The 24,287-nt window shown below is 47.6% G+C and carries 26 protein-coding genes and 1 other RNA gene; 7 read left to right on the top strand and 20 right to left on the bottom strand.

Annotated elements, in window-relative coordinates; translation table 11 throughout:
* The 5 genes from VBY75_RS01280 to prmB are packed head-to-tail and all read right to left on the bottom strand — an operon-like array spanning position 1 to position 3,865.
* A complete protein-coding gene (locus VBY75_RS01280; protein WP_199494213.1) occupies positions 1–1,143 on the bottom strand; it encodes an ATP-NAD kinase family protein in 1,143 nt (380 codons plus the stop codon).
* 3 nt (positions 1,144–1,146) lie between these two features.
* Positions 1,147–1,275 carry an entericidin A/B family lipoprotein gene (locus tag VBY75_RS01275; protein WP_074930774.1) on the bottom strand — a complete coding sequence of 43 codons (129 nt, stop codon included), beginning with the start codon at positions 1,273–1,275 and terminating at the stop codon, positions 1,147–1,149.
* A gap of 20 nt (positions 1,276–1,295) precedes the next feature.
* Entirely contained in the window at positions 1,296–1,841 is a 546-nt protein-coding gene (locus VBY75_RS01270; RefSeq protein ID WP_199494214.1) for an elongation factor P hydroxylase, read from the bottom strand.
* 6 nt (positions 1,842–1,847) lie between these two features.
* Positions 1,848–2,936: a chorismate synthase gene (gene aroC, locus VBY75_RS01265; protein ID WP_416510683.1), complete on the bottom strand. Its 1,089-nt coding sequence runs from the start codon at positions 2,934–2,936 to the stop codon at positions 1,848–1,850.
* Positions 2,936–3,865: a 50S ribosomal protein L3 N(5)-glutamine methyltransferase gene (prmB, locus tag VBY75_RS01260; protein ID WP_222235488.1), complete on the bottom strand. Its 930-nt coding sequence runs from the start codon at positions 3,863–3,865 to the stop codon at positions 2,936–2,938. Before prmB ends, aroC begins: the two co-directional genes overlap by 1 nt.
* Before the next feature lie 86 nt (positions 3,866–3,951).
* Between prmB and smrB the strand changes: the two genes are divergently transcribed.
* A complete protein-coding gene (gene smrB, locus VBY75_RS01255) occupies positions 3,952–4,515 on the top strand; it encodes an endonuclease SmrB (RefSeq protein ID WP_199494216.1) in 564 nt (187 codons plus the stop codon).
* A 3-nt stretch (positions 4,516–4,518) separates the two neighbouring features.
* Here smrB and sixA read toward each other — a convergent pair whose 3' ends face one another.
* Genes sixA through VBY75_RS01240 form a run of 3 tightly spaced genes read right to left on the bottom strand, consistent with a single transcriptional unit; the run spans position 4,519 to position 5,799 of the window.
* Complete coding sequence (gene sixA, locus VBY75_RS01250; protein WP_054488255.1) at positions 4,519–5,001, bottom strand: phosphohistidine phosphatase SixA; 483 nt, start codon at positions 4,999–5,001, stop codon at positions 4,519–4,521.
* Positions 4,998–5,363, bottom strand: a complete 366-nt coding sequence (locus VBY75_RS01245) for an RnfH family protein (protein ID WP_054488256.1) — start codon at positions 5,361–5,363, stop codon at positions 4,998–5,000. Before VBY75_RS01245 ends, sixA begins: the two co-directional genes overlap by 4 nt.
* On the bottom strand, positions 5,356–5,799 hold the full coding sequence (locus VBY75_RS01240) for a type II toxin-antitoxin system RatA family toxin (protein ID WP_222235490.1): 444 nt from the start codon (positions 5,797–5,799) through the stop codon (positions 5,356–5,358). The genes VBY75_RS01245 and VBY75_RS01240 overlap by 8 nt, the downstream gene beginning before the upstream one ends.
* A gap of 107 nt (positions 5,800–5,906) precedes the next feature.
* On the opposite strand from VBY75_RS01240, the gene smpB reads away from it, so the two are divergent.
* Positions 5,907–6,386, top strand: coding sequence for an SsrA-binding protein SmpB (gene smpB / locus VBY75_RS01235; protein WP_054488260.1), 480 nt, complete (start codon positions 5,907–5,909; stop codon positions 6,384–6,386).
* Between the two features lie 15 nt (positions 6,387–6,401).
* Here smpB and VBY75_RS01230 read toward each other — a convergent pair whose 3' ends face one another.
* From VBY75_RS01230 to VBY75_RS01220, 3 genes are all read right to left on the bottom strand, one after another.
* Positions 6,402–6,662: a hypothetical protein gene (locus VBY75_RS01230; RefSeq protein ID WP_416510679.1), complete on the bottom strand. Its 261-nt coding sequence runs from the start codon at positions 6,660–6,662 to the stop codon at positions 6,402–6,404.
* A 19-nt stretch (positions 6,663–6,681) separates the two neighbouring features.
* On the bottom strand, positions 6,682–7,275 hold the full coding sequence (locus VBY75_RS01225; RefSeq protein WP_416510677.1) for a hypothetical protein: 594 nt from the start codon (positions 7,273–7,275) through the stop codon (positions 6,682–6,684).
* Positions 7,276–7,472: 197 nt separating this feature from the next.
* Positions 7,473–8,492 (bottom strand): zinc-dependent alcohol dehydrogenase family protein, encoded by a 1,020-nt coding sequence (locus VBY75_RS01220; RefSeq protein WP_416510675.1) that lies wholly within the window; start codon positions 8,490–8,492, stop codon positions 7,473–7,475.
* Positions 8,493–8,711: 219 nt separating this feature from the next.
* Between VBY75_RS01220 and VBY75_RS01215 the strand changes: the two genes are divergently transcribed.
* Entirely contained in the window at positions 8,712–9,902 is a 1,191-nt protein-coding gene (locus VBY75_RS01215; RefSeq protein ID WP_416510673.1) for a JmjC domain-containing protein, read from the top strand.
* 75 nt (positions 9,903–9,977) lie between these two features.
* On the opposite strand, the gene ssrA is transcribed toward VBY75_RS01215, so the two are convergent.
* The 4 genes from ssrA to VBY75_RS01195 form a co-directional block, all read right to left on the bottom strand.
* Positions 9,978–10,336, bottom strand: a transfer-messenger RNA (tmRNA) gene (ssrA, locus tag VBY75_RS01210).
* Between the two features lie 101 nt (positions 10,337–10,437).
* Positions 10,438–11,091, bottom strand: a complete 654-nt coding sequence (gene elbB / locus VBY75_RS01205; protein WP_416510671.1) for an isoprenoid biosynthesis glyoxalase ElbB — start codon at positions 11,089–11,091, stop codon at positions 10,438–10,440.
* Between the two features lie 35 nt (positions 11,092–11,126).
* On the bottom strand, positions 11,127–12,245 hold the full coding sequence (locus VBY75_RS01200) for an NADH:flavin oxidoreductase (RefSeq protein WP_222235495.1): 1,119 nt from the start codon (positions 12,243–12,245) through the stop codon (positions 11,127–11,129).
* 84 nt (positions 12,246–12,329) lie between these two features.
* Positions 12,330–13,472 carry a peptidase C39 family protein gene (locus VBY75_RS01195; protein WP_416510669.1) on the bottom strand — a complete coding sequence of 381 codons (1,143 nt, stop codon included), beginning with the start codon at positions 13,470–13,472 and terminating at the stop codon, positions 12,330–12,332.
* 117 nt (positions 13,473–13,589) lie between these two features.
* On the opposite strand from VBY75_RS01195, the gene purM reads away from it, so the two are divergent.
* Both purM and purN read left to right on the top strand, forming a co-directional pair.
* Positions 13,590–14,645 carry a phosphoribosylformylglycinamidine cyclo-ligase gene (gene purM / locus VBY75_RS01190; RefSeq protein ID WP_199494580.1) on the top strand — a complete coding sequence of 352 codons (1,056 nt, stop codon included), beginning with the start codon at positions 13,590–13,592 and terminating at the stop codon, positions 14,643–14,645.
* Positions 14,645–15,283: a phosphoribosylglycinamide formyltransferase gene (gene purN / locus VBY75_RS01185; RefSeq protein ID WP_278355596.1), complete on the top strand. Its 639-nt coding sequence runs from the start codon at positions 14,645–14,647 to the stop codon at positions 15,281–15,283. The genes purM and purN overlap by 1 nt, the downstream gene beginning before the upstream one ends.
* A gap of 1 nt (position 15,284) precedes the next feature.
* Here purN and VBY75_RS01180 read toward each other — a convergent pair whose 3' ends face one another.
* The gene (locus VBY75_RS01180) at positions 15,285–16,037 is read right to left on the bottom strand and encodes a DUF3108 domain-containing protein (RefSeq protein ID WP_222235498.1); all 753 of its coding nucleotides are present in this window, start codon (positions 16,035–16,037) and stop codon (positions 15,285–15,287) included.
* Between the two features lie 146 nt (positions 16,038–16,183).
* Between VBY75_RS01180 and fadE the strand changes: the two genes are divergently transcribed.
* A complete protein-coding gene (gene fadE / locus VBY75_RS01175; RefSeq protein WP_416510666.1) occupies positions 16,184–18,637 on the top strand; it encodes an acyl-CoA dehydrogenase FadE in 2,454 nt (817 codons plus the stop codon).
* Positions 18,638–18,739: 102 nt separating this feature from the next.
* A complete protein-coding gene (locus VBY75_RS01170) occupies positions 18,740–20,308 on the top strand; it encodes an AbgT family transporter (protein WP_054488277.1) in 1,569 nt (522 codons plus the stop codon).
* A gap of 5 nt (positions 20,309–20,313) precedes the next feature.
* Here VBY75_RS01170 and VBY75_RS01165 read toward each other — a convergent pair whose 3' ends face one another.
* Genes VBY75_RS01165 through VBY75_RS01150 form a run of 4 tightly spaced genes read right to left on the bottom strand, consistent with a single transcriptional unit; the run spans position 20,314 to position 24,270 of the window.
* Positions 20,314–20,604 (bottom strand): hypothetical protein, encoded by a 291-nt coding sequence (locus tag VBY75_RS01165; protein ID WP_278356522.1) that lies wholly within the window; start codon positions 20,602–20,604, stop codon positions 20,314–20,316.
* A 46-nt stretch (positions 20,605–20,650) separates the two neighbouring features.
* Positions 20,651–21,517, bottom strand: coding sequence for a multidrug effflux MFS transporter (locus VBY75_RS01160; protein WP_416510663.1), 867 nt, complete (start codon positions 21,515–21,517; stop codon positions 20,651–20,653).
* Positions 21,517–23,322: a bifunctional metallophosphatase/5'-nucleotidase gene (locus VBY75_RS01155; protein WP_278356520.1), complete on the bottom strand. Its 1,806-nt coding sequence runs from the start codon at positions 23,320–23,322 to the stop codon at positions 21,517–21,519. Before VBY75_RS01155 ends, VBY75_RS01160 begins: the two co-directional genes overlap by 1 nt.
* Positions 23,323–23,334: 12 nt before the next feature.
* Positions 23,335–24,270 (bottom strand): isopenicillin N synthase family dioxygenase, encoded by a 936-nt coding sequence (locus VBY75_RS01150; protein WP_273022945.1) that lies wholly within the window; start codon positions 24,268–24,270, stop codon positions 23,335–23,337.
* Positions 24,271–24,287 lie beyond the last annotated feature (17 nt).

The raw sequence follows: 24,287 nt of genomic DNA, 5'->3' as shown, positions 1-24,287 counted from the left end.
CTAATTGACGGCTGCCACCGGCATAAGAACTTCGTCGTGGTAGCCGGTAATTACCCGGATAGTTCCTGAAAGCGAACTGTCTAATTCAGCATCGCCCGTATCGACCCGCAACGGCTTATTGTTCAGTGCCTGTAGCTTAGTCTTAGTTGCAACGACCCATATATTGTCTTTACCAATATGGCGAATAACTCTAGGACTCAACTGCTGATTACCCCGGCCAAATAAATGACCTTGCCCGCCTATTAGGGTGATAACCAATTTAATGCTTCCCGTTTTATGCTGACTCAATTCTTCATACAAACGGCTTTCAGTAACATCGCTGGCTAGTAAGTTATCGTTTTGAACCAAGTCAACGCCAAGTAAGGTGTTCTCGTGCCCCATTGCCTGCATAACGGCTTCCACTGTAGAACCCGACCCCATTACTAAAAGTTCATCATCAACCCGTTCAATAATCTCTGCAGCAATATCGTCCAGAACCAGTTCATCACTTTCTTTGCCGCCCATTTTTACTGCCTGAACGTATTCCAGCTCCGCCGGTACTGACATTTCACCAAAACGTCTGGCTTTTACCGTACCTTTTCTAAAAGCCTCTTCGTCAATATCCATAACGTCGGCATTATGAATACTTGATAACTCTCCCTGAAGAATTTTCTCAATAACTCGCCCCGCGGCTGTAGGGCTAATAGCATACACTCCAGAATGGATTTTTACCCCGGCGGGTATCCCCAATACCAGTTGTTGTTCAGGCACCATTTCATAAATATCGCGTGCGGTACCGTCACCTCCGGCAAATAAAAGGATATCGACCTTGTGAGCAATAATTGCTGACACTGCTTTTTTAGTGTCTTCAGGCGAAGATGGTGATTCTGCAGCTGAATAAACCGACTCAAAAGAGAAGCCGAGGGTATTTAGACTGTCTGCCCCCATTTCATTCTCAGCGGTGACAAAATTCAACTGTTGCTTGTATGGTTGGAGTAATTGTAATGCGGTTTCTGCGCGTTTCGATGCCTTTTTTTCAGCGCCGGCAGATAATGCTTTTTCGCGAATATCGGCGCCATCGCTTCCTTTCAAAGCTAAGGCGCCGCCAATCCCCGCATAGGGGTTTATAATGAGACCAACGGTCAGCTTACTGCTCACTTCCATTATTTATTCGTCGTTAGCCTCATCTTGAATCGCTTCGCCTGCTTTTTCTAAGTCACGCCCCGCGCCTTCTATCGTTTCGCAGGCAGATAAGCCTAATACCGCTATAGCAACTAATAACGCTCTTAAGAACATAAGTAACTCCTTGTTATTAACTAATAATGAATACGAACTTTTTGGCGGTTAGGCCAGCTACAATTAAACTCCCGACACAACGCTTTTGCAAACGTTACCGCACGCTTTGGTAGCGCATCAGTTTCCAGCAATTGAGTGAGTTGCTCTGCCACCTTTTCGGTAAAAGCCTGCCTGTCTACTTCCACGCCATTGAGATTATCTACGCTGACTTGAAAAGGAAAGTCACAGCATAATGAAAATAACCATTCCAACGCTTGCGGTTTTCGTTCAACCTGCTCAAAAGACTTTTGCTGGGCTTCATTTCGTCCGTCGGGTTCATACCAATAGCCGTAATCAAACTGCTTGCGCCTAGCTTCACCGGCTATGCACCAATGAGCCGTTTCGTGCAGTGCTGAAGCAAAAAAACCATGCGCGAACACCACCTGGTTATACTCGCCTTCATGCCTTGCTGGTTGATAATAAGGCTCGTCCTCGCCTGCAACCAATAAGGTGTTGTAATCTTCTTTGAAACAGCGCTTAAACACCTGAATTAAGCGCTGGTAATGATGTTCTGACTTCTGACTCATATCCGCTTAACGACTAATATCCGGCGTTTCAGTTTGTGCTAACAAGTTGTGCGCGCGCTGACGTAACCAATGGTCCGCCAGGACTAGGCTGGTCATAGCTTCAACAATAGGAACCGCACGTATACCAACACAAGGATCATGACGGCCTTTGGTGACGATAGCCTGCTCTTTGCCCCAGCGGTCAATTGTCCGGCCACTAATGGCAATGCTGGATGTCGGCTTTAACGCAATATCGGCAAACACAGGTTGCCCACTACTAATACCACCTAAAACACCGCCAGCATGGTTCGACAAAAATCCGTCCGGCGTCATTTCATCACGGTGTTCACTGCCCCGCTGACTGACCACGTCAAAACCGTCGCCAATACTGACCGCTTTCACCGCATTAATACTCATGAGAGCTTTGGCTAAATCAGCGTCTAACCGGTCAAAAACCGGCTCTCCCCAACCCGGCGGAACACCGGTGGCCTGAACGCGAATTTTTGCGCCAACCGAGTCGCCTTCTTTTTTCAGTTGACGAATAAGATCCTGCATAGGCTCTACCGCATTGGCATCGCCACAAAACAGTTCATTATCACGTACTTGCTGCCAGTCAATATTACTGGCCACAACATCACCCATTTGTGTCAACGCGGCCTGAACTTCAATGCCCTGCTGCTGCAATAGTTTGTACGCTATAGCACCCGCAGCTACCCGCATTGCAGTTTCACGGGCGGAAGAACGACCGCCACCCCGATAATCTCTTACACCGTATTTATGCTGGTAGGTGTAGTCGGCGTGGCCCGGGCGAAAAGTATCTTTTATATCAGAGTAATCCTGACTTCGTTGATCGGTATTTTCTATCAGCAGACCAATAGGCGTGCCGGTTGTGACACCTTCAAAAACACCGGAAAGAATCTTTACCTGGTCAGACTCGCGGCGAGCCGTGGTGTAACGGTTTTGACCCGGTTTACGGCGATCCAGTGCTTCTTGTAAATCAGCTTCCGTCAGCGCCAGGCCAGCCGGACAGCCGTCCACAACGGCGCCCAGCGAAGGGCCGTGACTTTCACCAAAAGTGGTTACTTTAAATAACTGCCCAAAACTGTTTCCTGGCATTAGCTGACCTTAGTCTCTCGTTGTTTATGTTCAATAAGCTGTTCTTTTGTCAGAAGGAAAACGCCGTCTCCACCATTGGCAAACTCAAGCCAGGTAAAAGGCGTTCGTGGATACTTTTCGGCAAGTGCCGGCATCGAGTTACCCACTTCACAGACAAACAAGCCACCATCGTTTAGTAAGTCAGGTGCTTCTAACAGCATTTTATCCACCAGAATTAAGCCGTCATTGCCTGCAGCTAAGCCAAGCTCAGGTTCATGATGATATTCCGGCGGCAAGTCAGCCATATCTTCTGCATCCACATACGGCGGATTACTGACAATTAAATCGTACTTCTCAGCTTTAACCGCCTCAAATAAGTCAGACTGAATAGGCGTTACCTGATGGGTTAAACCGTGTTGCTCAATATTAAATTCCGCTACTTCCAGGGCTTCGGTCGAAATATCCAACGCATCGACCTCTGCTTCAGGAAAAGCGTAAGCACAGGCTATCGCAATACATCCTCCACCCGTACATAAATCTAAAACGCGGCGCGGCTGTTGCGTCAGCCACGGCTGAAAGCCGTTCTCGACAAGCTCAGCTATTGGCGAGCGTGGTACCAGCACTCGCTCATCAACATAAAAGGGCAAACCCGCGAACCAGGCTTGATGCGTCAGGTAAGCTGCCGGAATATGTTGCTCAATACGCTGCTTCAGCAATTCAGTAAACTCGTGCTTCTCAGCAGTTAACAGTCGGCAATGACCCATGTCAGCCAGCTGAACAGTGGTAAGTTGTAATACATAGCTTAATAAAGCCCGTGCTTCGTCAATTGGGTTGTCCGTGCCATGGCCATAATACACATCGGACTGGTTCAGCTGTGTTACGCTCCAACGGATAATGTCATCAATACTCACTAACTCTTGAATGGCTTGTTCCAGATTACGCACTTGCAAAGGCTGTCTCCCGACCACTGAATGTTTTATACTGAATAAACTTAATGCCTTAAAGATACCTTAATTCAGCGCGGTTTTCATCAATCATGGTTGCAAACAAACGTCAGTCCTCATCACTTTCTGAAGACGATATTGAGCTTTTTCGTGAAGCCGCGAAAGGTGCTGCCCGTATTAAGCAGGATAAACTGCCACCCGAGCCACCAAAGATTGCAGAGCTGCGCAAACGTCGACAATTATCACAACACCCCAGCGCGCAACAGATTGCAGACGCAAGCCGCTCTGCCAGCCACTACTTTTCCGATGATTTTGAAGCACATTTTGGTGAAGGCCCGGTGCGTTTTGCTGCCGAAGGTGAATCTGCTTATTTGGTAAAACAACTGCGTCGGGGAGACTACACGCCCGAGTTGTTGCTGGACTTACACGGTATGACACTGGCCACGGCACGCCAGGAGCTGGCGGCATTATTACTGGCATGTGAGCGCGAACATATAGACTGCTGCTGTATTATGCATGGACATGGGAGCGGTAAGTTAAAACAACAACTGCCACACTGGTTAGTGCAACACCCGCATGTTCGGGCGTTTCATCAGGCTCCGCTGGAATGGGGTGGCGCAGCCTCGTTGCTGGTTTTGTTAAAGGTTGCGAGCTAACATTTAACCCGCACAGCGCTCCGCTATTAATAACTGCTGAAATTTACCGCGTAAGGTTTCCGGCGAAAAATCGACAACCGCAATGCCGGCTGTTGGAAAAATAGGCGGCTGTACACTGGCATCCAGTTCATGCACCAAGTAACTCACCAATGGCATGTGCGACACCAGCACAACGCTGTTAAAGTTATGCTCCTGAATTTCCGCAGCAAGCCAACTGACAACCGAAGCAGCATGGCCGTCGGGCGTAATGTCATCGCAATCCTGGCGTTGCCCGGTTTTCAAATGTGACAGTAAAATAGAAGCCGTTTGCTGGGCCCGCAGGTAAGGACTGACATAAACACAGTCAACTTCTGGCTGCTTGTCTATCAGCCAGGTCGTTGTTGTCATTACTTCGCGTTCACCGTTGGTTGTTAAACGGCGTTCGCGGTCAGAATAACTGCCCTGTGGGTAGTTCGCTTCACCATGACGCATGATATACAGCTTCATTCTGGCTTAGACTCCTCAGCCTGCGCTCGGCGTTTTGCATCAGGTCTGCCGCCGGTAACACGATCAGCACGACCTGACTGCTTGGCTTCTTCCGCACGGCGTTTACGTACAGCCTTGGGATCGGCAATTAGCGGACGATAAATTTCAATGCGATCGCCGTCTCTTAGCTTTGCATCTAATTTCACCGTCTTATTCCAGATACCCACTTTTTGCTGTTCAAGATCAATTTCCGGAAAGTGTTCGAACACATCCGACATTTTAATGCACTCTTCCACCGTCGCGCCCTCTTTTGGGTGCACCGTCAGTAACACCTGCTTTTCGGGCGTCGCATAAGCCACTTCTATGGTTAACTTCTTATCCATGTTGGTTGCCGTAAACCTGCTCGGCTCGTTTAACAAAGGCATCGACCATGCGCGAGGTTACCTCACTGAATATTTTACCGAAGGCCATACCCAGCAAACGACTCGAAAATTCAAAATCCAGCTTAAGTTCAACTTTGCAGGCGTCATCTGCCAGTGGTGTAAACACCCAACCACCGGTCAATTTTTTAAATGGTCCGTTTACTAGGTCCATATCAATACGTTCAGGTTCGAGCAGCGTATTTCGGGTCGTAAAGGTTTTACTGATACCCGCTTTACTGATGTCTAGCGAAGCCACTTTTTGCTGGCCAGATGACTCCAGTACACGCGACGCAGCACAACCGGGAACAAACTCCGGATAAGCTTCAACATGATTAACAAGATCAAACATTTGTTTGGCGCTGTACGAAACTAAGGCACTTTTTTGGATACTGGGCATTTTTTTCCCTACAACAAAAATCAACTGCGCAATAATAACGCAACCAGAAACGCTTTGAAGCCCTTAAAGCAATTTTCTTTTCAGTGCGCATAGGTATAATAGCCGCCATGAGTAAAAAGAAACCACAACAATCGTCCAATACCATCGCTCGTAATAAAAAAGCGCGGCATGAATACTTCCTTGAAGACAAGTTCGAGGCAGGTATTAGTTTGCAAGGCTGGGAAATTAAGAGCATAAGGGCTGGCAAGGTCAACATTAGCGACAGCTACGTCATTATTAAAAATGGCGAGGCTTACCTTTTGGGTGCCGAAATTCAGCCACTGAACCAAGCCTCAAGCCACGTTTATTGCGAACCCGACCGCAGCCGTAAGCTGCTTTTAAAGCGCCGCGAGCTCGACAAACTTATTGGTGCTTCAGAGCGTGAAGGCTATTCCATAGTAGCAACAACTATGTACTGGAAAGGTCCATGGGCAAAGGTGGAAGTCTTTTTAGCCCGGGGTAAAAAGTCACACGATAAACGCGACACCATTAAAGAGCGCGACTGGCAACGCCAGAAGGCTCGAATAATGAAGCATTCGGTTCGTTAACCAATCATCAGGTAATTAGGGCAGCTCTGCGTGCCCTTTGCCGCTTTGATAGTCAAGCGTAACGACAAAGTGTTTAAAGACACCATAGCCGGCTAGCCCCTCAACCTTAACGCCTCTTATGCGACTGTGTTGAATTTTGTAACGTTCTCCAAAGTCTGCTTCTTCACCGGCAACAGGTACAGCCACATCCACATTCTTCACTTTGAACGGTCCAAAAATAACGGACGGTAAAGTAAAGGTGTCGGTGTAAGCAATACCGTTTACACCGCGTGACATGGTCTTACCCAGCGCAAACTCATCGAGCCATCCCCTGTCGTTTCATATAAATTCCGCCGCTGTTACCGGTATCAAGAATCATCCAAATATCTTTTTCATCATTAAGAGTGACCCGGACCAATGGCCTACCCGACCCTTTTTGAGCTCTCATAGGCAAGTTAGCAACTTCATCCAGATTAAGAGCATCACGAGTGGCAAGGCGTAAGCGCCCGTTGGGATAGTCAAACTGCACAATAAAGTTTCGTAAAAACGGAGCACCAATAATGAGAGCATTACCGGAGTGACCAAAGTCTGCACCAACCAGGTTAAGCTCCATTTTAGAGCCAAAGAGTTGGGTCGGGACGCTTTCATATATAGGTTGACGCGATTTATGATGAACGCCGCTAACGCCCGTAAAAGTTGAAATTTCGTACTCTAAATCATGCTTTTCTATAAATTTTTTATTAATAACATTGAGCTGAGAACCTGAGTCAATTATTGCATTGCCTTCAATGCCATCGACTTCAACGGTAATTCTTACGTGACCACTGTCCAACTCAAAAGGGATCCAATCGGTAACTTCAGCATGACTTGTAAACGCAAGCGCAAGCAGCAATAAACCCAAAAAGCGCACATCGACCTCCATGTATTGATTAGCGTAAGAAAAAATAACATTTTAGCAACAATCCTACTAAAATATTATCCAGCCGCCAATAGGGTTTTCATACTCAGATGCCGTATGCGTTAGCTTTATTTGTAACCTTTCAATTGATATAAAAAAGCCCCTGGTTGAATCTCAGGGGCTTTCGTGTCGACAGGAGCTATCTGAGCCTAAAACTCTACGCAAATTTTACCGAAGTGTTTGCCTGATTCCTCATAACGAAAGGCTTCAGCCAACTCTTCCAACGCAAAAGTTTTATCAATCACCGGTTTAACGCCATTGGTCTCTAAGGCGCGCACAAAGTCTTTTTGATGGTCACAACTGCCAACAATGAGTCCTTGCAAACGGGCTTGTTTAGCCATTAGTTTTGCGGTTGGAATTTCACCTTCACTTCCGGTTAGCACACCAATTAGCGCAATATGACCAGCAATAGCGACAGCATTAATAGACTGAGGCAAGGTACCCGGTCCACCGACTTCAACGACGTGGTCGACACCCCGGCCATTGGTCAATTTGCGAACTGTTTTACCCCATTCAGGGTCTTCTTTATAGTTGATCAGGTGATCCGCTCCCAACCTCTTGTAATGCTCCAGCTTGTCATTGGAAGACGAAGTTGCAAATACGGTCGCACCCAGGCTTTTTGCCAGCTGGCAGGCAAATACGGAGACGCCACCACTACCTAGTACCAGCACCGTATTACCCGGTTTAATGCCGCCGTCCACCACCAGAGCACGCCACGCAGTAAGCCCGGCCGTGGTCAGGGTAGCTGATTCAGCATGACTATAATTTTTAGGCTGGTGAGTAAAGAACTGAGTTGGGCGCACTACGACTTCCCTGGCGTAGCCATCAATTCCATCACCCGGTGTATTGCGGAAGTCGCCAACAGGCGCCGGCCCACTTTGCCAGTACGGGAAAAAGGTAGAAACGACATTGTCCCCTACCTTAAACTCCTCCACTCCGTCGCCAACAGCTTCCACTACACCGGCTCCGTCTGACATAGGAATACGCCCGTCGTCGGTCGGTATAAAGCCGGCCGCAACACCGTAATCATGAAAGTTAAGAGAGCTTGCTTTTATTTTTACACGAACTTCTCCAGGCCCTGGCTGGCCTGGATCATCCATTTCTGTCACCTGAATATTATCAAGCCCGAATGGCTCTTTCAGTCTTAACGCTTTAATTTTATCAGTCATGATCGCAGTCCTTTAACTAAAACATGTGTTGAATAGTAGTTCTTATAAAGGGGAACTGGATCATCAGACGCAGACTAAAAAGCCCGGTCGGTTTCAAAATAGCCAAACAACACCCAGTTAATGATGTCAGGCATCGGCCATAGCAAAGCTTTTAATTGACTTTTAGCCAGCTGATAAAGAGGATATGGAAGCATTCCTTTAACACTAAGTGGCCATTTGATGCACGCAAACGTAAACGACATAATCGAGTCAGTATTATCACCTTTTTCCTATGAACAGTTTTTCGACAATATCTTGGACCAGAAACCACTTGTGTTAACTGAAGACAATAATCAAAGGGAGAGTTTAGCGGGTCAGAATCCGCGCCAGCAATTGCTCAAAGGTTTTGCTCAATACGCTCCCAATCTTACCAGCCACTCATATGCACCTAAAGGACCCGCGCCCAAAGCCCGAGCAGTGCAAAGTCCGGACGCTTTTCGTGAGTTAATTCAGGAGTATTTTGACGCCGGATATACCGTACGCATCCCTGATGTTACCGATCTTTCCGACAGTCTGACATTATTTACCCGTGCGCTGGAGCGGCAAATACAGTCTGCCGTTAATGTGGTTATCTTTTGGAGTGAGCAAGGCGGAAACGCGCCCATTCATCACGACGAAGTCGATTTAATCGTTATTCAGTTGGAGGGCACCAAACGTTGGTTTATTTCGGAAGAGCCGCCTGTTTTACCGAATAAATGGAAGTCTGCCGGGGAGAAGCCTCCAGTGATGAACAACTACCACACCGTCGATGTAAAGCCCGGTGACTTAATTTATCTTCCCCGCGGCACCGCGCATACGGTACAGTCGACATCTGAGTCTATTCATGTTGCTATTGGATTTGTTCCCGTCACGATTAGAGACGCTATCAACGCAGCGCTAGATCATTATTCGGAGTTACATAAGCCTCTAAGAATGGGACTCGGCCCACGTGGAGATTGTCTAACCGAGCAACCAAACAATCCTCAAATTCCTGAGCAAATTCGTCACTATCTAAAGAGACTAAGTGAAGCTTGTCAGGATGATGCATTTATTGAGCGCGCACTCAGCCGAAGAAAAACTCGTATGATTCGGGAGTTACCCAAGTTACCCAACAGCAAATCTGATCAGTCTATTACTTTGACAACACAAGTTAAGCATCACCCTCTGGCAATGTCCGAATTGACAGTTACCGAAGACATTCTTGATTTTTGCCAACCCGGTGAACAGATTTTTATTCACCTTGGCGCGCAAAAGTGCATCGAGTTCATCATTAAGACGCCCTGTTTCTATGTTAGTGATATTCCGGATCAGATTAATGACGACGTAAAGGCTGCTCTGGTAGATCGATTGGTTACTAGTGGTTTTTTGGTTGTAGACACTAAAAAGCAATGAGCAAAAAATATAAGTGTTGTTATTGAAACAGAAAGAAAAAAGGGGATGTCGTGAGACATCCCCTTTTTATGGAATTGGTGGAGCTGGCGGGAGTTGAACCCGCGTCCGCAATACCTACATCCTCGGTCCTACATGCTTAGTCAGTCTTTTAGTTAATCAGTGTGACGCCGACTGACAGGCTTCACAACTGACGAGTCCGATTAAGTTTAACGCTTCAGCTCCGGACAAAGCATCCACGCGAGTCTACATTAGGTTGAGCCATCCTGGTCCGGTCTCGCAGACAAAGCGCCGGGGGATGGGCTTAGCGGGTTATTAAGCCGCTAGAGCGTAGTTGTCGTCGTTTGCAACTATTAGGTTGAGGCTTTTTACGAGGCCTGCCTCACCTCGGCATGCACCTTGGGTTTCGTGTATCCCGTCGAATCCAGATCAGCCCCAAAGCTATTACTTACGTAACCTGTGTACTATAACTCAGACACCGCTTAAGTGCTATAAGTTCCGCACTTAAGCGGTTATTTATTAGGCTTTAAGTTCGGTGTTAGGCCGCCATATATAAGACTTTTTCAACCAATTTGCTGATGCCCTCTTCCGCATCGAGCAAATTTTCAGCCAACATATAGGCCGGTGTGGTGACTAATTGGTGTTTATCATCCACAACAATATCGCGAACACCGCAGTTCACATGCTCGCCGCCCATTTTATTAATAGCGCTGGCTACTTCGCCATCGTTACCGATGGTGACTTTGACCCCTTTCCCGTAAATATGCGGCAATAACACTGGCGCAATACACATATAGCCCGCAGGTTTCTTGGCATCGACAAAAGCCTGACCAACTTTTAAAACCTCGTCATTGATCGTCATATCGGCGCCTTTTACAGCAAAGTCACACAGGTTCTTCGCCACACCAAAGCCGCCTGGCAAAATTAACGCATCAAATTCAGTTGAATCCAAATCGCTTAGCGGCCGAACCTCACCACGGGTAATGCGCGCGGCTTCCTCAAGCACATTGCGTTTATCACCGCTTTCTTCACCTTTAAGGTGGTTAATGGTGTGCATCTGCTCTATATCTGGCGCAAAACATTCGTAGCTTGCGCCTTGCTTCGCTATATGCAATAACGTCAATACCGTTTCGTTCACTTCGGCGCCGTCAAAGACACCGGAGCCGGATAAAATAACTGCTACTTTTTTCATCGTAGAAACCTCCTGTCCGCTACTTAAAAACCGCTTCAATCCAGTTCAATGTGCGCGTCATTTTCGTCCCGCCATTTCCACTCATTTTCAAGTGTAGCGGTTGGTTGAAGCATGGCAAAATCTAACTGGCGTAATGGCTCAGAAGACTTTATCCGAATTGGAAAATCCGGATTCGCCAATGACGTTTTCGCCATAGCCAGTAACGCATTCGGATAATGTGCCGCTACATGCTCATAGTTTTTCTCACTAATGCCGCCATTAACAATTAACGGAATATCTGAGAACTCTTGTACAACATCACCCAACGTTTTATTGCTTCCACCTTTAAACGGTTTACGCATAACATCAGTGTCTGTTGTATGAATGTAATCCACACCAGCTTTATCCATAGCCTTAACCACTTTTATCATGGCGTCTTCACCTTCCGGCCACTGATATTCTGAATCCGTCACCGTAATTTGACTGAGTCGCACACCAACAATGAAGTCGTCTCCGGCTGCCGATTTCGCCGCCTTAACTACCAACTCAAGAAAGTGCATACGTTTCGCCATGCTACCGCCCCACTGGTCCGGGCGCTGGTTAAAGTAATCACTCAAAAACTCGTTCAGTAAATAACCATTAGCCGCATGCAGCTCAATACCATCAAAACCAGCTTCTTTAGCGCGGTTTACTGCACCAACAAAGCCGTTCATAACAGCATCAAAATCGGTCTCATCCATGGCTTTCACTTCAGGCCAACCGTCTGTTTTACCATATAAATCTAATGGCTCGCCCTTAGGCTTTACTTCGCTAGGTGCAATTGGCGTATCGGTGTATTCATTGTGTTGAAACTGGGCGCCAGCATGCATCAACTGCATAATGAATTTGCAATCGTGCTTGTGAACACGCTCGACAATTTCTTTCCAGGCATCGGTTTGAGGAGCATCGGTAATACCCGGCTGGTTTTCGTAACCCTGACTTGCCTGGCGGTCAGTGTAAACGCCTTCACTGATGATCATACTCCAGCCACCTTTGGCGAAGCGTTCGTAATATTCACCCATTAACTCGGTTGGCTTACCTTTTTTATCGGCACTGGTTCGTGTCATTGGGGCGACGACAAAACGGTTTTCCAGTTTGTGGCCTTTTAGTTCAAAATCATCAAATGCTGAGCTCATAAGGAATTCCTTTATCATCTGGTACTGTTACATGACTTTGAGCATAATTACGGATAATTCAAGGGCAATTGATCACTTTGTTACCTAATTAGCACAAAGCACAACCGCCGCTTTTTGCTTACGACCGCCGTAGCCAAAGGCTTTGCTGAAAGTACTTATAGGCACAGGCAAATATTGACGTTCAGTTGGAGATTCCCAGGGTAACGTATCGTAATCCGGGTCATTGATGTAAATAAAGTCATCGTCTGCGGCGCAAATTAAAACCCAGTGTGGAGCGCGAATACCGTCGAACTGATAAGTTGAAATCAGCGCCATAATTAAACAACCCTGACTCAAATCTTCTTTTATTAAATTAACGTCATAATCACGTACAACAATGGGCACATCATGTTCACGTAAATAGGTCATATCGGCCTGCTGTATACGCTGCATCACAGTCTTTTTCTGTTCCTGACGAACTGAATCTACAAACAGGGGCTGCTCGGTATTAACTTCCACCCGTACTTTCAAGCCACGTTGATACGCCGCGCGCGCCAGCCCATGTGGCCCACAACCACCATGTCCGGAGGTCATATAAATGGTGGTTGCCTGACGCCAAATTTCCAGCTCTTCAGCTTGCGGATCGCTGCTCGGCCGGCCGAAATAATCCATCGCCATTAACAAGCTGGCTGGTCCGCAGGTAAACTCTGTCGACTGAGTCAGCATAGGAACATATTCATCCGTTGCTCCCACACCGGAGTCCTCGCCCATTTCATATCGGGGAAGCAGCTTTTGTAAAACTAATGCGTCGGTGGATTGTGAAGATGAAGGAGGAAAATACGCCTCGCGCAGTTCTATCGCACGGAACCCTTCACTGTTCATCAACTGTTGCGCAACCGTATTAGAGGTAGCGACTTCGGTACGCAGAAACAGTGAATGTCGCTTATCCGCGAGCTCCTCTGCAGTTTGTAGCAAACTCCGTCCATACCCCCGACTCCTGGAGCCTTCATCGACAACCAGCGCATAAAGCCGAGCCAGATTAGTATTATTTCGGTAAAGAACAACGGTATAGCCAATTACCCGGGCATCGGCCACCAACACATGAAAGTCTGCAGTGGATGACTCAATGAACCGCCGAAAGCTACGCTTACTAATAGCATCTTCGGGGAAAGTAAGAGCTTCCAGCGCAGTTACCGCATCTAAATGCGACGTTTGTGCGGGGATTATTTGAGTTCTTTTACCAGTCATAAATTTACGATCTCTCCAAGCGCTGCTCCCGAGGTAATAACCTAAGGCTTCAGGCTACCTTTTGTACCACGAATCGTGTTAAACTTGCGCGCAAATTTTGCCAGTCGGGATTATTCTGTGAGCGATAAAAAACCTTCTTTAAGTTATAAAGACGCGGGCGTCGACATTGACGCTGGTAATGCATTGGTTGAACGTATTAAAGGCGTTACCAAGCGCACGCACCGCCCTGAAGTCATGGGTAACATTGGTGGGTTTGGTGCTCTGTGTGAAATTCCGGCGGGTTATAAGCAACCGGTTCTGGTTTCCGGAACCGACGGTGTGGGTACCAAATTACGCTTAGCTATCGATCTTAAACGTCACCGTGGGGTGGGTATCGATTTGGTTGCTATGTGCGTTAACGACCTTATTGTACAGGGTGCTGAGCCTCTGTTCTTTCTCGACTACTACGCAACAGGCAAACTGGACGTTGACGTAGCAGCCGATGTGGTTGCCGGTATCGGTGACGGCTGTGAGCAATCAGGCTGTGCCCTGATTGGTGGCGAAACCGCAGAAATGCCAGGCATGTACGAAGGCGGCGATTATGACTTAGCCGGTTTTTGTACGGGTGTGGTCGAAAAGTCAGAGATTATCGACGGCACTAAGGTTGCCGACGGCGACGCTCTCATCGCCCTGGCATCAAGTGGTCCTCATTCGAACGGTTACTCGCTTATTCGTAAAATTATTGAAGTCAGCGGCGCAGATTTAGAGTCTCACCTGCAAGGTAAAACACTGGCAGACCACCTATTAGAACCTACACGCATTTATGTGAAATCGGTTCTGGAATTGATTAAACACGTACCGGTACACGCTTTGTCGCACATTACCGGTGGCGGCTTCTGGGAAAACATCCCTCGCGTACTGCCTAAAGGTAGTAAAGCCGTTATTGATGGCAACAGCTGGGACTGGCCGGTTATCTTCGACTGGTTAAAAGAAAACGGCAATGTCAGCATGAAAGAAATGTACCGCACCTTTAACTGTGGTGTGGGTATGGTTATTGCGGTTCCAAACGAGCACGCAGACAAAGCCATCCACATTCTGACCGATGCTGGCGAAGACGCCTGGAAAATTGGCCGTATTGCCAATGCAGCTGAAGGTGAAGAGCAAGTCGACATTCTGGCCGACGAGACTCACTAATGAAGCGTATTGTTGTACTAATTTCAGGCACGGGCAGTAATATGCAGGCCATTCAAAAGGCCTGTGAAGACGGTAAAGTCGCCGGTAAAGTTGTTGCGGTTATTTCCAATAAAGCCTCCGCTAAAGGTTTAGAGAAAGCTTCGTCTAAAGGCATTGATACCGAAGTATTAAGCCACAAAGAGTTTGACTCTCGTGAAGCTTATGACGCTGAGTTAAAGACATTGATAGACAGTTACCAGCCCGATCTGGTCGTACTTGCCGGCTTTATGCGTATTCTGACAGGCGAATTTACGCGCCACTACGAAGGCCGCATGTTTAATATTCACCCATCTCTGTTACCCAAATACAAAGGGGTGAATACGCACCAAAGAGCTTTGGACGCAGGCGATACCGAACATGGTGTGAGTGTGCACTTTGTAACAGAAGAGCTGGACGGGGGCCCGGTCGCATTGCAGGCTAAGGTTCCTATTTTCGAAGGCGACACGGTAGAAGATATTCAGGCCCGGGTTCACGAGCAGGAACATCGTATTTATCCACTGGTGGTTAACTGGTTCTGTCAGGGGCGTCTGAAGCTGGAAGGTGGGCGCGTCACCCTCGATGGCGAAGTGCTAGGCGCCCAAGGCTACGCAGCAGATTAATTTACATAGACAAGCTCTTAAGCGACATGGTCGCTTGCTCGTCACCTTCTTTAAACTGCTGCATTTTAACCATCACATAGTTTAGCTCCGGCGCAAACCAGAAAAAGGTCTGACGCCGGTTATTATCCCTTATGCGCCCTACTTTTATTGCTTTAACCTCGCCGTAAGGTAAAGATAACTGCTGGTCTCGCGCTAATACCTCAAAACGGTACTCATCTTCGTTCCCTTTTTCATCAACAAGCCGGTATTCGAAGACTTCAGAACCATTGGCTAAATCAACACGCAACTGCTCCGTCACGTTAGCTTCATCAAACAAGGCATCTTCCCAGTTCACATCCAGCATGCGCCCGGTATCAACATTACGGACTTTCTTCTCATCCGCTATAAATTCGCCATGAAAGGACTTATCCGACCCCGTTCCGGTTCTCATATAAATAAATTCGCGCGGTTCCAATCGGCTATTTTTTTCATCCACAATAAATACGGAGCGAGCTTCACGCGTATCGGACAAAATAAACCAGGAAATATCGGACTTCGTTCGCAACTGCCATTCGTCCTCAGGCGACACTTCCAGGTAACGATAGCCTTCCCCATATTCGCTATCACCACGCGTGATCAAATAATCAGCCTGATAAGGTTTCATTGACTGTTCGATAGGCTGTTCGGCATTTTGATGGTTATCGGCGTTGGCATAGCTCATTGTCATGCTGCCTACTAAAACGCTCGATACCAGCCAACTGACTGTCCTTTTCACTTTCACTTCTCCACTTTATTTACTACTGGACGTTTATATTGACAACAAAATTCAAACGCCCGTTCAATTTTTGCTTGAAAATAACCGCTCGTTGATCTAACTTGCACAGTATCACTGGTCAGACCTCCACGTCGGAGTATTACACTATGAGTATTGCACTTTGGATTGTCGCTACTGTTTTAGTTGCGGCTGCATTAATTTACAAACGAGCCAGCCTGGCAATGTTCAGCGCCGGTTTAGTTATTATGTTCGCTATTGGTAGCGCAATCGACATTGTTGGCCCGGTTCTTTGGGTTATCTTAGCCATTGTGCTGGTACCACTCAACTTAGCACCGGTTCGTTTGAATCTGCTGACTAAGCCTATTCTTAGCGCATATCGCAAGGTAATGCCAGAAATGTCTGACACCGAGCGCGATGCACTGGAAGCCGGCACCGTATGGTGGGATGGTGACTTGTTCAGCGGCGACCCTGACTGGAAAAAACTTCACGACGTACCTAAGGCCGAATTAACGGCTGAAGAAAAAGCTTTCTTAGAAGGCCCCTGTGAAGAAGTCTGTAAAATGCTGAACGACTGGGAAGTCACACACGAACTAACGGATATGCCCGAGCATGTCTGGCGGTACCTGAAGGATGAGAAATTCTTCGCCATGATCATCAAGAAAGAATACGGTGGTCTGGAGTTTTCTGCTTACGCGCAGTCTCGTGTGTTACAGAAGCTGGCCGGCGTTAGTACGGTACTGGCTTCAACCGTCGGTGTACCTAACTCATTAGGCCCGGGCGAGTTGTTGCAGCATTATGGTACCAAAGAACAGCAGGACCATTACCTGCCTCGCTTAGCCAGCGGTGACGAAATTCCATGTTTCGCACTGACCAGCCCGGAAGCTGGCTCTGACGCCGGTGCTATTCCTGATTCAGGTGTAGTCTGTAAAGGCGAATGGAACGGCGAAGAAATCGTCGGTATCAAACTGAATTTCAACAAGCGCTACATCACGTTAGCGCCAGTCGCTACTGTACTAGGTCTGGCATTCAAAATGTACGACCCTGACAACCTTATTGGTGAAGAAGAAGAGCTGGGTATTACCTGTGCCCTTATTCCTCGTGACACTAAAGGTGTTGAAATAGGTCGCCGTCACTTTCCGCTTAACGTCCCGTTCCAGAACGGTCCTATTCGCGGTAACGGCGTATTCGTTCCATTAGATTACATTATTGGTGGTCAGAAAAACGCCGGTAAAGGTTGGCGTATGCTGGTTGAATGTCTGTCAGTTGGCCGTTCAATCACTCTGCCATCAAATAGCGCCGGTGGCATTAAATCAATTGCTCTGGCAACGGGTGCTTATTCGCGCATCCGCCGTCAGTTCAAATTGCCTATCGGTAAAATGGAAGGCGTTGAAGAGCCAATGGCACGCATTGCTGGTAACGCTTACCTGATGGACGCGGTCACCATGTTATCGACCAAAGGTATCGACCTGGGCGAAAAGCCTTCGGTTATCGGCGCCATTGCAAAATACCACATGACTGAAAAGTTACGTTCTTGCATGGACGACGCTATGGACATCCATGGTGGTAAAGGCATCTGTTTAGGTCCGAATAACTACTTAGGCCGTGGTTACCAGGGTGTCCCGGTTGCTATTACCGTTGAAGGCGCCAACATTCTGACTCGTAGCATGATGATCTACGGCCAGGGCGCCATCCGTTGTCATCCGTTTGTTTTAAAAGAAATGGAAGCATCAGCGGAACAAGGGCCTGAAGCTCTGAAAAAGTTTGATAAAGCCGTATTTGGTCATATTGGTTTTGCCATGAGTAATTTCGTTCGCTCGGTATTTTATGGCTTTGGTGGTCACCGTCTGAGCTCTGTTCCGGCAAGCGACGAAACCCGTAAATACTATCAGCAGATGAACCGCTTTAGTGCCAACATGGCGTTATTGTCAGACATTGCTATGGGTAAACTGGGTGGCAGCCTCAAACGCAAAGAGCGCGTTTCTGCACGCTTAGGCGACATGCTTAGCTACTTGTACATTGGTTCTTGTATTCTGAAGCGTTTCCATGACCAGGGCCGCATTAAAGAAGACCTGCCGTTAGTTCACTGGGCTATGCAGGATACCTTGCATAAGCTGCAGGAAGCACAGTTAGAAATGCTGGCAAACTTTGGTGGTGTTGGTAGCTTCATGCGTGCAGTAATGTACCCGTTAGGCCGCATTGCTAAACGTCCTTCAGACAAGAACGATCACAAAATTGCCCGTATGCTGATGTCACCTAATGACGTACGCACACGCTTAGGCGAAGGTCAGTTCCTGAGCCCTGAAGGTCACTTCGGTTTCCTTGAGCAAACACTGCAAGACGTCATTGCTGCCGAGCCGTTGTACGACAAAGTCTGCAAAGCAGCCGGTAAACGCTTTAGCTTTACTCAGTTAGACCAAATTGGTGCTAAAGGTAAAGAGCTGGGCGTACTAAGCGACGATGAAGTTGCGTTACTAGAGCGCACTGAAGCGGGTCGCTTACGTACCATCAATGTTGATGACTTTGCTCCGGAAGATCTGTTAGCCGGTAAAGCAGCATTTGATTACGCATTAAAAAATCTAAAGAAAGGTGAAGCGGCATAATCGCTAACCTCTAAGTAAAAACGGCGCCCTGGTTTCAGCGGCGCCTTTTTTTTATGCTAGAATCTTGCGCTGGTTTAAAAACTTATAATAAAGGCGTGAGTTATGCAGTCTCCCAATAACGACTACAACGCAACCAGCAAGCGCGGTTGGTTTACCCGTTTTCTTGATACCGTTGAGTGGCTCGGTAATCTGTTACCCCACCCAATTACCTTATTCGCTCTGTTCTGCCTCTTCATTATTTTCATTAGTGGCATTGCCGCTTACTTCGGTGTCAGCGCAATAGACCCCAGAGACGGCGAAACCGTTATAAAAGCCGTCAGCTTACTGAATGCTGAAGGGATACAACGCATTGTGACCAACCTGGTCACTAACTTTACCGGGTTCACGCCTTTAGGTACGGTTTTGGTTGCTCTTTTGGGTGTGGGCGTTGCTGAACGTTCGGGCTTAATCTCAGCCGCCATGCGCGGACTGGTCATGAAAGCCCCGCCACGTCTTATTACCGTTACTGTGGTCTTCGCCGGTGTCGTTTCCAATACCGCGGCCGAGCTTGGTTACGTGGTTCTGGTACCTCTTGCTGCCATGATTTTTTATGGACTGGGTCGTCACCCCCTGGCTGGTCTTGCAGCAGCTTTTGCCGGCGTCTCTGCCGGTTACAGTGCCAACCTGTTAATTGGAACGGTTGACCCTTTACTGTCGGGCATTACCGAAGAAGCCGCTAAAATAATCGACCCAAGCTATACCGTCGGCGCCGAAGCCAACTGGTACTTTATGATGGTGAGCACCTTCTTAATTGCCATTATGGGTGCTTTGATCACAGATAAAATTGTTGAGCCAAAACTGGGCAAATACAACAAAGACGAAGCCTCTATTGATTTATCCGATCAATCGTCCATGGATCCACTCAACCAAAAAGAAAAACGCGGGCTAATTTACGCTGGTATCAGTGTGTTGATTCTCGCCGGCATTCTGGCGTTAACGGTCGTGCCTGAATGGGGCATTCTGCGCCACCCTGAAACCGGTGAAGTCACAGGCTCCCCGTTTCTCAAGGGCGTTGTGGTTTACATCTTCTTCTTCTTTGCCATTCCGGGTTATGTTTATGGTCGCACCGTTGAAACCATGCGAACCGACCGTGATGTCATTGACGCTATGTCGCACAGTATGAGTACTATGGGCATGTACATTGTGTTGGTGTTTTTTGCCGCACAATTCGTCAACTTCTTTAAATGGACTAACTTCGGAACCATTTTTGCCATTAACGGTGCCGAGTTCCTGACCAATATTGGCATGACCGGTCCTATCATTTTCTTGTTCTTCATTATGGTTTGCGGCTTCGTTAACTTAATGCTGGGCTCGGCTTCGGCACAGTGGGCTATTACTGCGCCTATCTTCGTACCTATGCTTATGCTGATTGGCTACTCGCCGGAGGTTATTCAGGCCGCCTACCGTATTGGTGACTCGGTAACGAACATCATTACCCCTATGATGAGCTACTTCGGTTTGATATTGGCAGTCGCCGCTCGTTATAAGAAGGACTTGGGTATAGGGACCCTGATTGCCATGATGCTGCCATACTCTATGGTCTTCTTTGTCGGTTGGTCAGTACTCTTCTTCCTGTGGGTGTTTGTGTTTGGCTTCCCTGTTGGGCCTGCAGCACCAACTTTCTATAACTAAAAAAGTTATTCTGGCCGGCGCATTACGCGGTATGCAATAACCGCTAATAAGCCGGCCACACCTATCACCCACGCCATAGCGTAGTCAGTAAACGAACCAGCCTGACTCACTCCGGCAGACACCAAACCCGCAATTAAAAACTGTAAACTGCCGGTCACTGCCGAGGCTGAACCCGCCCGTTCTTTTTGTTCTGCCAAAGCCCCGGCCATAGCATTGGGGAAAACCAAACCAAGCGTTGAAATATAGGCGAATAAAGGCAGCAAAATTCCCCAGAAGCTCGCATTTAAGTAAGCCATAACACACATTATGACCGAAACTATTGCCAGCATAGGCAAAGAAACATTAAGAATTTTTTCGAGAGGAATGGTACTTCAACAACCAACCATTTAATTGAGAAAGCCCGATAATACCAATAGCATTCAGACCAAATAACCAACTGTAGTGAGTTGGCGAAAGACCGAAAACTTCAATAAACATTTTCGGCGAACCAGTGATGTAAGCAAACAGACCCGACTGAGCAATAGCACCTGTTAACGAATAACGAAGAAAAGACGGATCGCGAAGCACTGACCAATAGGTGCTGCCGGTGTTCCGCATACGCACATCGTAGCGGCGCCCCCGCGTTTCCGGCATGACAAAGTGAATGGTTACCGCTGACGCAACGCCCAATGCAGCCACAATCAGAAACAAAGCGCGCCAGCCCATCCATTCCGTTACATAAGCCCCAAACAGCGGAGCCAGAATAGGCGCGACGCCCATAACAAGAATGAGAAAAGAGAACACACGAGCTGACGCTTGTGGTGTGTATAAGTCACGCACCACCGCCCGGGCAATAACAATACCGGCACAGGCCCCAATGGCCTGGAAAAAGCGTAAAACGATAAGCCACTGAATGTCCGGGGCAAAAGCACAACCAATAGACGTCACCACGTAGATTGCCAGCCCGATATACAACGGATTCTTGCGTCCGAACTTATCGGTCGCAGTACCGTAAAGTAACTGACCAATAAAAAGACCGAAGAAAAAGGCAGTAAGCGATAATTCAACGTGATGTGTATCGGTTGCATAATCAGACGCAATAGCGCTGAATGCAGGCAGATACATATCGATGGAAAGCGGGGCAAAAGCCGTCAATAACGCCAGAATGACAACAATAAAATCAAATCTGGCGTTATCTGAAACAGGTGCAGACTCGAACTGTCGAGCCACTAATTATCTCCGGCAGGAACGTAAGACTGTGTTGCAAAATCCTGTGGGCGTTTTAATACGTCCTGAGTACGGGCGTAATTCACCAAAGACTCAGCGTAGTCTATTCCTGTATTGCGGGCCCGACCTCGCTCACTGACACGATAAAACGTGTCGTAGCCATCCTGACCGCCGGCAATAAAGCTATTGGTGACCATGACATAGGTTGCCCTTGCCGTCATTGGTTGCCAACTGTTGCTGCCTTTATCCCACACCTGCAGATTAGACACACGGCTACCCTTTTCTTTGGTTAAATCAACCGAGTAACGAATACCGGCACCATAAGGGTAAGCTCGTGTTGAGCCGCCGTCAGAGACGGAATAAGCTAACGCTTCTTCCATTGCCTGTTTGAACTCAGAACCACTGAGCTCCAGTTTCACCAGCGTATTCGCAAAAGGCAGTACGTTAAATGCGTCACCGACTGTGAAGTCTCCCTGACTAATATCAGAACGGACACCGCCACCGTTTTGTATCGCAAAGTCGGCCTCTGGCACTGAATGCAAAAAGGCTTCGGCTACCAGGCGATGGGCACCTGAACTCATTACATCAGCGCAGCCGTCGCGTCGTGGTAAATCAATTTCCTGACTGCAAATTTGTTGTGGAACTTGCGCTAACACTTCAGCAGAAAAGTCCTCAACTTTGCTTTGATAATCTTCCAGCATATTTTGCAGCTCAGCATCCGGCTCGACAAAGCTGAACACACCACTTTCTTCAAATGCAGTTTTGATGGGTTCATAAGTCGTCACAATGCCGTCACTCACTTGAATATCATTACTCAAAAGGTAGTGTGGCCGGCCGCCGCATTCTTCAATTTTGTCACCGTCAAAAAACGCCTGCATTTCACCAACTACGAGTGAATACTGGTAAGCATGAGCAAGACAAACTTTGTCGCCATCGGCATTCGTTAACTCAGTTGGGTATGGTCCATCAGATTCCATTCCAAAACCGCTGAAATCACCCAGTAAGGTGTGTGAGTCACCGCCAATGACAATATCGACGCCAGGCAGTTGCTGTACCAGCTCTTTGTCACGTTCGTACTGAATATGAGTCAGCAGGACAATTTTCTCAATGCCCTGCTGTTGAACTTCGGCAACATATTTACGCGCCGTTTCCAGTTCATCTAAAAACTCAGTAGTTTCATCGGGCTGTGACGATTTTTTAGTTTTACTGGCGATATCCAGACCAATAATGGCAATTTCCTCACCATTACGCTCAACAACGGTATAGGGTTTGAACATCTCCCAGTCGCGATTCGGCGTTAAAGGAGAATCGCCCACTTTAGGCTTAATGTTTGCCCCCAGCTTAGCTGTCGGACAACGTTCAGTACCCAACTGCTGCAGAAACTCAGCCAACCCGGCGTCACCATTATCAAACTCGTGATTACCAATTGTGAAAGCGTCAAAACACACGTTATTCATCATACGGGCGTCGGCTTCACTGCCAAATAACGTAAAATACAAACTACCAGTAAGAGCGTCGCCAGCATGCAGAGTCAGCACATTGCTATTCGCTTCTCGCAGGGCCTTGATTTGAGCCGCAACCCTTGGGAAACCGCCTGCTTCAACCTGCCACTCCTGATCACCCCAAACCAGAGTTTGCTGTTTTGGCGCCAAAGTGGAGTGATGATCATTAATGTGTAACAGCGTTAATTGGAACTTATTGCTTTGGGGCTCCTGAGGAGCTGAGACACAACTGATTAACAGCGCAGAAGCTGCAACAGCCGTCCACCCTCGAACCATACGTTTTAAATTAAACTCGCCTGTTTTCACCAGCTGATCCTTTTAGTCTTTTATCAACCCAATTTCACGTAAGCGTTGCATTAGATAGTCATCCGCAGTAATCGGTTCATCGCGCTGCGGATTTTCTTCGGAAATACAGCTTTCCAAAGGCGTAATCATCACATCCGGATTAAAGTGCAAAAAGAACGGAATAGAGTAACGTGATTTAGCATTGTATGGTGCGGGAGGGTTAACTACCCTATGCGTCGTGGATGGCAACACATGATTGGTCAGCCGCTGTAGCATATCACCCACATTACAGATAATAGCACCTTCGATAATTGTTACTGGTACCCACGTCCCGTCTTTAGCTAAAACTTCCAGCCCTGGCTCACGCGAACCCACTAATAAGGTTAAAACGTTAATATCTTCATGTGCGCCGGCGCGAACAGAAGGGGTATCTTCATCAATAATAGGCGGATAATGCAAAGGACGCAGAATTGAATTGCCGTTGTTGACCTTATTTCGGAAAAAGTCCCGCGGTTGGCCTAAATAAACGGCTAAAGCATCCAGTACCTGATTACCCAGCTTATCTAATGCCGCGTATATAGCGAGCATGTCGTCCTTAAACTTAGGCAGTTCCTGCGGCCACACGTTAGGTAACAACTGTGGGTAAACCGGCTCACCTTCCACTTCCCGGCCCACATGCCAGAACTCTTTCAAGTCAACATGTGTCGCGTCTTTAGCAACCTCGGTACCAAAAGGAGTATAGCCGCGCGCGCCACCCTCGCCCGGACGATGATATTGTTTCTTAATGTCTTCCGGTAACGCGAAAAGCTCACGGCAGGTATCCAGTGCCCGTTCAATAAGCGTTGTATCAACTCCGTGCTGAGTTAAGGCAATAAAGCCATATTTCTCATAACCGTTGCCTACATCTTGAGTAAAGGCATCAAAGTCGTCATGGTAACGACGCATATCAACGTGCGGGATAGACTGCATGGTGGCTTCCAACTTCC

It is taken from the genome of Idiomarina sp. HB (assembly GCF_048059115.1).
GTDB lineage: Bacteria > Pseudomonadota > Gammaproteobacteria > Enterobacterales > Alteromonadaceae > Idiomarina > Idiomarina abyssalis.
Note: the sequence above shows the minus strand (reverse complement) of the source record. Positions and strands in the feature narration are given on the sequence as shown.